Source organism: Methylobacterium sp. J-030 (genome assembly GCF_022829545.1).
Taxonomy (GTDB): Bacteria; Pseudomonadota; Alphaproteobacteria; order Rhizobiales; family Beijerinckiaceae; genus Methylobacterium.
On sequence record NZ_JAKSYM010000216.1, the window covers coordinates 1 to 5,227 of the forward strand.

Sequence of the window (5,227 nt, forward strand, 5' to 3'; positions counted from 1 at the left end):
CGCGGCGATCGGGCCGGCGCGGGCCGAGGACGGGGAGCGCCACGGCCTCTCCAGCTTCGGCGAGCTGAAGTACCCGCCGACCTTCGCGCATTTCGACTACGTGAACCAGATCGCGCCGCGCGGCGGCCGCTTCTCGGCGACCCTCCGGTCAAGATAGCCGCCAGGGCAAGCGCGGCAGGCCGGCCCTCTACGTTCTGATCGTCAGCGTCGGCCTGATGCTGACATCCCTGGCCGGGCTGATGATCTGGCAGGGCGCGAGTTCGCCACCCGACTATGCCAGCCAGAGCCAGGCGGCATCGCGCAAGCAGATCACCGGCTCTGAGACTGGCAAGGCAGATGCCCCATCGTCGGCTAACAGCAGCGGTGTGCCCGGGGGTAATCCAGCATATCCGCAGCCCGCGGTGCGGAGTGTTAACCCATGAGTCCATGTGAGATGGCGAACGATGATCCGGTCGAGGCCGCGGTGCTCGAACGCGCACGGCGGAACTTCCTCGACAACGGGCCGGGCGACCGGATGTGGTCGGATCCCTCCTCTACGAAGGGATCCACGATGAACGCTGATTTCGTGCTGAGCGCAGACCAGCGCGCCGCGTTCATCGCTACGGCGCGAAGGGAGATCGCATCCGAGGAAGATACGGTCGAACGGCCGGAGGGATCTCTGCTTCCGAGAGATGGTTCGCCTGCAGGGCTCGGCATTCTCGCGCTGTATGAGAGCCGTAGCAAGGCGCAGGCGGCGACAGCGACGCTGATCGCGGCTGGTATCCCCGAGCGGGCGATCCAGCACGTGGTCCCTCCCTCCGATCTGGATAACGGCCGCGCCGAGGCGAGAGTATCGCTTCCTGACGGGCCCCGGCCTCCGGGAGAGACTCCGGGCGATCGGCGTGCCCCTGGAGGCGCTGGACGCCTGCTGCGTGCAGCTAAGGCAGGGCGCGGCGATGCTGAACCTCGTAGTCGCAGACGCCCAGCGGGACCGCGTGATGGGCATCCTGAAGGACCACGGCTCAGTCGACCCGACATTGCGCGTCGCGACGTGGCGCGCGGAGGGCTGGGGTGGAACGTCGCCGGTCTCAACAGAAGGCTGGGGCGGTTATTCCGCCACCTCGACGGGCGCAACGGACATCACGACGAGACGGGAATAAGTTGATGGCCCTGCTCGCTCCCTTCAGATCCGAAAAGACCGACCTTGACGCCGTGCGGCAGTACGCGGTGAGCGTCATCGCGCAGTCCGACGGCGAGGATCTGCAGATGAAGGCGGTCACCCTAGCGCTGCTGGGCGGGATTATGTGGCGCGCTGCGCCGGGATCGACCGAGTTGATGCAGGACCCAGCGGGTGCCAAAGCCATCCTGTCGACCACCCTCGGCGGCCGCCACCTGACCTTCTCCTACGACCAGAATACCGAGTCTATCGAGATGCGCGAGGGCACCACGGACGGACCCGTCCTGCACCGCTTCTGCAACCGAACCCTGGTCACGGACTTCGATCAGACTTTCAGCGCACTGTGGCGTTGAGGGTGCCCGATCCGGTCCCGCTCTCGGCGCCAGTCGGATTATCGGCATCGAGATCAGCACACGCAGACCTGCGCGCTGCCCATGATGCGGGATCTCGCCGCCGAGCTGACTGCCAAGGCCGTGCTGAACCAGAGTCGAGCCGAATTCTGTAGCTCCGGCATTTGCTTGATCATCGGACTGCTCCGCTCGCACCAGATTGAGCTACCGAAGTATGTTGTCTGTAAACGGGTGAAGGTCCCAAAATCCGGAAACAGTTTGGGCCATGCCATTGTTTACCGGGCGCGAAGTCAGTCCCGACGGCGCGACCGTCGGAGCACCCTATGCCTCGTTTATTCGCCCTGACCGCTGCTGCTGGCTTCATGGCAGCCGCTGCCTGTCCAATCAGCGCTGCGGCGAGGAAGGTGCGAGTTCCAAACCAATACGATGGAGCATGGACCATCGTTGCTACCACGGCCCAGGGCCTATGCTCGGCTAGCACAAGCTATCACGTGCAGATCAAGGACAGCGACGCCTCAATCCCCGGGCAGGAGGTCGACATCGACGGCGGCGTGTCGGCGGGCGGCACCGTACAGGCCACGATCACCAGCGGTGCGAACAAGGTGCCAATCTCCGGCAACCTCGACGCGAAGGGCGGCGGCAGCGGCACATGGCGCACATCAGGCGGCTTGGTCGAGTGCAGCGGCAGTTGGAATGCCAAGCGGTCAGGGTGATGAGCGAAGAGCCATCCCAATACGAGCGGACTGTCACGCAGCACATGATGCGGTGCCTGGACGGGGGTGCCCGCGGCCTGGGTTTCGACGTGCCGGCTATGCTGATCGAGGGCGTGTGAGATGCCGCGCTACTACTTCAACGTTCGACACCGTCCTGGGCCTGCTGGGCTGGCGGTGGACCCAGAAGGCGAGGAGTTTCCTGACCTGAACGCCGCGCGTGAGCGCGCCTTGAGCGCGGCGCGCGATCATATCGCTAGGACCCGGACACTCATCATCCGCGACTGGTTCGTGTGCTCGTTCGAGATCAAGGATGAGGACGCTCAACTTCTACTCACGGTGCCGTTCAGCGACACGGTCAAGAAGATGGAAGGCTGGGACGCCGAGGACGAGGACAGCCCGGCATGAACCCGTCCCCAACTCACGTACCGCTCACCCAAAGCTGCGAAGTGAAGATCCAGGGCGCGTGGCACCGTGTCAGCTTGGATGACGCGGTACGCCACTATGAGCTGCTCTCAAAGCGGTGCCCGGCCTGCCATGGGCGCGTGTCAGTCGACGGCGCCTACAGCGGCCCTGACTTCCGCAAGACCCTTACGCATCGGCGGGCTCACGGCGGCTGCCCGCTCAAGCCTGAGACCTACTCCGGTACGCTCTCCCCGCATCCGCAGGCGATTGCCTGAGATCCGCTATTGCTCCGCCGCCCGATCTGATCACGGGCTGGCGGGGCTCAGTGCCGTTCCTCACGGCGAGGGGACCAGTACGCGACGCGGCCCAAGATCAGCATGACGAAGCGCGGTTAGCCCGTCCTCAACGGCACGATCCGTCAGGGTCCCAGATCGAGAAGCCTCAGGCGCTCTTCAAGTTGGCGGCACTCTCCTTGCCGCTGCGACGGTCGGCCTCGACGTCGTAGGAGACCTTCTGACCTTCGTTCAGGCTACGCATTCCGGCGCGCTCGACAGCCGAGATGTGGACAAACACGTCCTTGCCGCTGCCGTCATCGGGCTGGATGAAGCCGTAGCCTTTGGTCTCGTTGAACCACTTCACAGTGCCGGTAGCCATAGAGGTGTCCTAGTCGTCTCTCGCACGCCAACGCGACGTGCTGTCAGGCTCGAACCTGCGCATCTTGCCCTGTGTTCCGGGAGGGGCTTACCGTTCCTAGCATCGGTGACGAGAGCGCTCATGCTTTCCGCTCTCGGAACCAGATCCCGGCCCCGCCGCCGTTCTCGGGGATGAAATCCAGGACGGTGGTCCTCATCGGTAAGAGAACGCTAAGGCTCTGGGCAGCCATCTGAGGATCCTGCACCGCCTTAAGCCTAGACCCGCCTCCAGCGGAGTGCTTCAGAGGGGACGGCCAGGTGGGTGAGCGTCCAGCCAGGAGCCTGCAAAGCTCCGCACGTCCGGTTCAACTCCGGACCCCGGCCTCCAAACTCATCTGCCGCTCACTGATCCGACCGTGCATCCGGTCAATAGGGCGGGAAGTTAGCGCCGGCGGCGCGCAGAGCCTGCATCAGGGCGTTCAGCTGCGCGATCGTGATGGCTGGCTCACCGGGGCTGGCCTCAGCCCGCAGCACGACGCTGAGAGGCACCTTGGCTCGCTTGGCTAGCTCTGCGGGTCCCCAGCGAACAGATAAGCGCGCCTGAAGGATCTGCGGACCTGTGATCACCCCTTCCGCTCCTGGCCGTGTCTATCCTCCGCCTGACCTTGCGGCGCCCGTCACCGCAGGGTCAATCGTGCCGTGCGGCTATGAAGTAGACGATCGCTCCTATGATCCCGATAGCGATCAGAGCGCCGATGATCAGCCATACGTAGCCGTTGATCACGCGTTCGCCCCTTCCGCTCCCGGAGCCGGATCCCAGCGCCGCCACCGTTTTCGAGGATGAACTTTAGGCTGGTGATCACGACGCGAAGGCCCACGTGAGGATGATCGCGATCACCGCTGCCACGAAACCGACCCTGGTCGCATCCTCCACGCCGATCGCGTCCAGCGTTCGGACGGCGATGACGAAGACAAACGTGGTGCCGAGAGCCACGAGGCGAGCGGGCGTGATCCTCATCCAGGCGGCGCATCGGAGATGCCCTCCCCGTGGATGCCGAGCCATTCCAGCGCGGCCGCGCGGGTCTCGAAGGCGTGGCTCTGTGCCGTAAAGGGCGCGGGTCTCTCAGCCGGTGACGCATCGTCGAGCAACTCGATCAGCCATCCCCGCACTGCCTCGCTCCGGTCGACCTCGCACACGAGAGCCGCGACGGGGTGGCCGTCGAGGAGCACGTCGTAGCTGCCGGCGGCGAGCTGCTGGAGGGTGTAGGTCACGGCTGATCCTTCCGGCGGAGCTTCACGCCAGGTTCGCCGCCGTTGGTGAAGTCGACGCCTGCAGCACGGAACGCAGCCTCAAGCGCGTGGATCGTGGCCGTCTTGGTGGACAGCAAGGGGCCATCCAACTTTTCGAGCCGCTTCACGGTCTCAACCGAGACGCCGGCTTTCTCGGCAACGGTCGATTGCTCCCATCGGATCAGCGCCCGTGCGGCCCGTAATTGCTCAGCCGTCAACACAAATACACCTCAGGATCATCGCGTTACCTCTCAGGTGTTGACACCTCAGGGGATCAGCATTACACCCAAAGTGTATCAGATGCAGCCCTGAGGGCCAAGCCCATGTCCCACCGCACCGTCTCCTGGACCCAGATCGACCGCGCCGGCCGCGACAGCCGCCCGCGGATCCCCGCCGGCCTGATGGGCGCCCGCGTGCTGATCGAGATCGGCGCCCGCGCCCGCCCCCTTGTCGTCGCCGGCCGCTACGACCGCGCCGCCATCATGGCCGCTGCCTGCAAGGCCGCCACCGGCATCCAGGAGCGCTGCGGCGTCTCCCGCGCCGAGGCCATGTCCTCCGCTCTCAAGGCCACCTGGCAGGTCGCCAAGGCCGCCCACCGCGCCGCCGCGCACTGATCCCCTAGCGACCTGACCCGCCCCGCCACGGGGCACCCCTTCACCCACCGCTCTGCCGCCACGAGCCCTC

Annotated in this window: 10 protein-coding genes; 5 read left to right on the forward strand and 5 right to left on the reverse strand. The window is 65.4% G+C overall.

Annotated features, from left to right (window positions below; translation table 11 throughout):
* The first annotated feature begins 881 nt into the window (after positions 1-881).
* The 4 genes from MKK75_RS14540 (at position 882) to MKK75_RS14555 (ending at position 2,624) form a co-directional block, all read left to right on the forward strand.
* Positions 882-1,139, forward strand: coding sequence for a hypothetical protein (locus MKK75_RS14540; protein WP_244043266.1), 258 nt, complete (start codon positions 882-884; stop codon positions 1,137-1,139).
* Positions 1,140-1,143: 4 nt separating this feature from the next.
* Positions 1,144-1,509: a hypothetical protein gene (locus tag MKK75_RS14545; RefSeq protein WP_244043267.1), complete on the forward strand. Its 366-nt coding sequence runs from the start codon at positions 1,144-1,146 to the stop codon at positions 1,507-1,509.
* A 488-nt stretch (positions 1,510-1,997) separates the two neighbouring features.
* Positions 1,998-2,219: a hypothetical protein gene (locus tag MKK75_RS14550; RefSeq protein WP_244043268.1), complete on the forward strand. Its 222-nt coding sequence runs from the start codon at positions 1,998-2,000 to the stop codon at positions 2,217-2,219.
* 120 nt (positions 2,220-2,339) lie between these two features.
* Entirely contained in the window at positions 2,340-2,624 is a 285-nt protein-coding gene (locus MKK75_RS14555; RefSeq protein WP_244043269.1) for a PITH domain-containing protein, read from the forward strand.
* A gap of 438 nt (positions 2,625-3,062) precedes the next feature.
* Here MKK75_RS14555 and MKK75_RS14560 read toward each other — a convergent pair whose 3' ends face one another.
* The 5 genes from MKK75_RS14560 to MKK75_RS14575 all read right to left on the reverse strand — a co-directional run bounded on the left by MKK75_RS14560 (position 3,063) and on the right by MKK75_RS14575 (position 4,764).
* On the reverse strand, positions 3,063-3,275 hold the full coding sequence (locus MKK75_RS14560) for a cold-shock protein (RefSeq protein ID WP_244043270.1): 213 nt from the start codon (positions 3,273-3,275) through the stop codon (positions 3,063-3,065).
* A gap of 404 nt (positions 3,276-3,679) precedes the next feature.
* Positions 3,680-3,802 carry a hypothetical protein gene (locus MKK75_RS35745; protein ID WP_279593887.1) on the reverse strand — a complete coding sequence of 41 codons (123 nt, stop codon included), beginning with the start codon at positions 3,800-3,802 and terminating at the stop codon, positions 3,680-3,682.
* Between the two features lie 310 nt (positions 3,803-4,112).
* The gene (locus MKK75_RS14565) at positions 4,113-4,271 is read right to left on the reverse strand and encodes a hypothetical protein (RefSeq protein ID WP_244043271.1); all 159 of its coding nucleotides are present in this window, start codon (positions 4,269-4,271) and stop codon (positions 4,113-4,115) included.
* Positions 4,268-4,525, reverse strand: coding sequence for a hypothetical protein (locus tag MKK75_RS14570; RefSeq protein WP_244043272.1), 258 nt, complete (start codon positions 4,523-4,525; stop codon positions 4,268-4,270). Before MKK75_RS14570 ends, MKK75_RS14565 begins: the two co-directional genes overlap by 4 nt.
* On the reverse strand, positions 4,522-4,764 hold the full coding sequence (locus MKK75_RS14575) for a helix-turn-helix domain-containing protein (RefSeq protein WP_244043273.1): 243 nt from the start codon (positions 4,762-4,764) through the stop codon (positions 4,522-4,524). The genes MKK75_RS14570 and MKK75_RS14575 overlap by 4 nt, the downstream gene beginning before the upstream one ends.
* A gap of 102 nt (positions 4,765-4,866) precedes the next feature.
* On the opposite strand from MKK75_RS14575, the gene MKK75_RS14580 reads away from it, so the two are divergent.
* Entirely contained in the window at positions 4,867-5,157 is a 291-nt protein-coding gene (locus MKK75_RS14580; RefSeq protein ID WP_244043274.1) for a hypothetical protein, read from the forward strand.
* The last annotated feature ends 70 nt before the right edge of the window (positions 5,158-5,227 follow it).

Bases quoted from the DNA above. Each gene is read 5' to 3' on its own strand.
- MKK75_RS14555 (WP_244043269.1), top strand. From the start codon at position 2,340: ATGCCGCGCTACTACTTCAACGTTCGACACCGTCCTGGGCCTGCTGGG.
- MKK75_RS14580 (WP_244043274.1), top strand. From the start codon at position 4,867: ATGTCCCACCGCACCGTCTCCTGGACCCAGATCGACCGCGCCGGCCGC.
- MKK75_RS14565 (WP_244043271.1), bottom strand. From the start codon at position 4,271: ATGAGGATCACGCCCGCTCGCCTCGTGGCTCTCGGCACCACGTTTGTC.
- MKK75_RS14560 (WP_244043270.1), bottom strand. From the start codon at position 3,275: ATGGCTACCGGCACTGTGAAGTGGTTCAACGAGACCAAAGGCTACGGC.
- MKK75_RS14545 (WP_244043267.1), top strand. From the start codon at position 1,144: ATGGCCCTGCTCGCTCCCTTCAGATCCGAAAAGACCGACCTTGACGCC.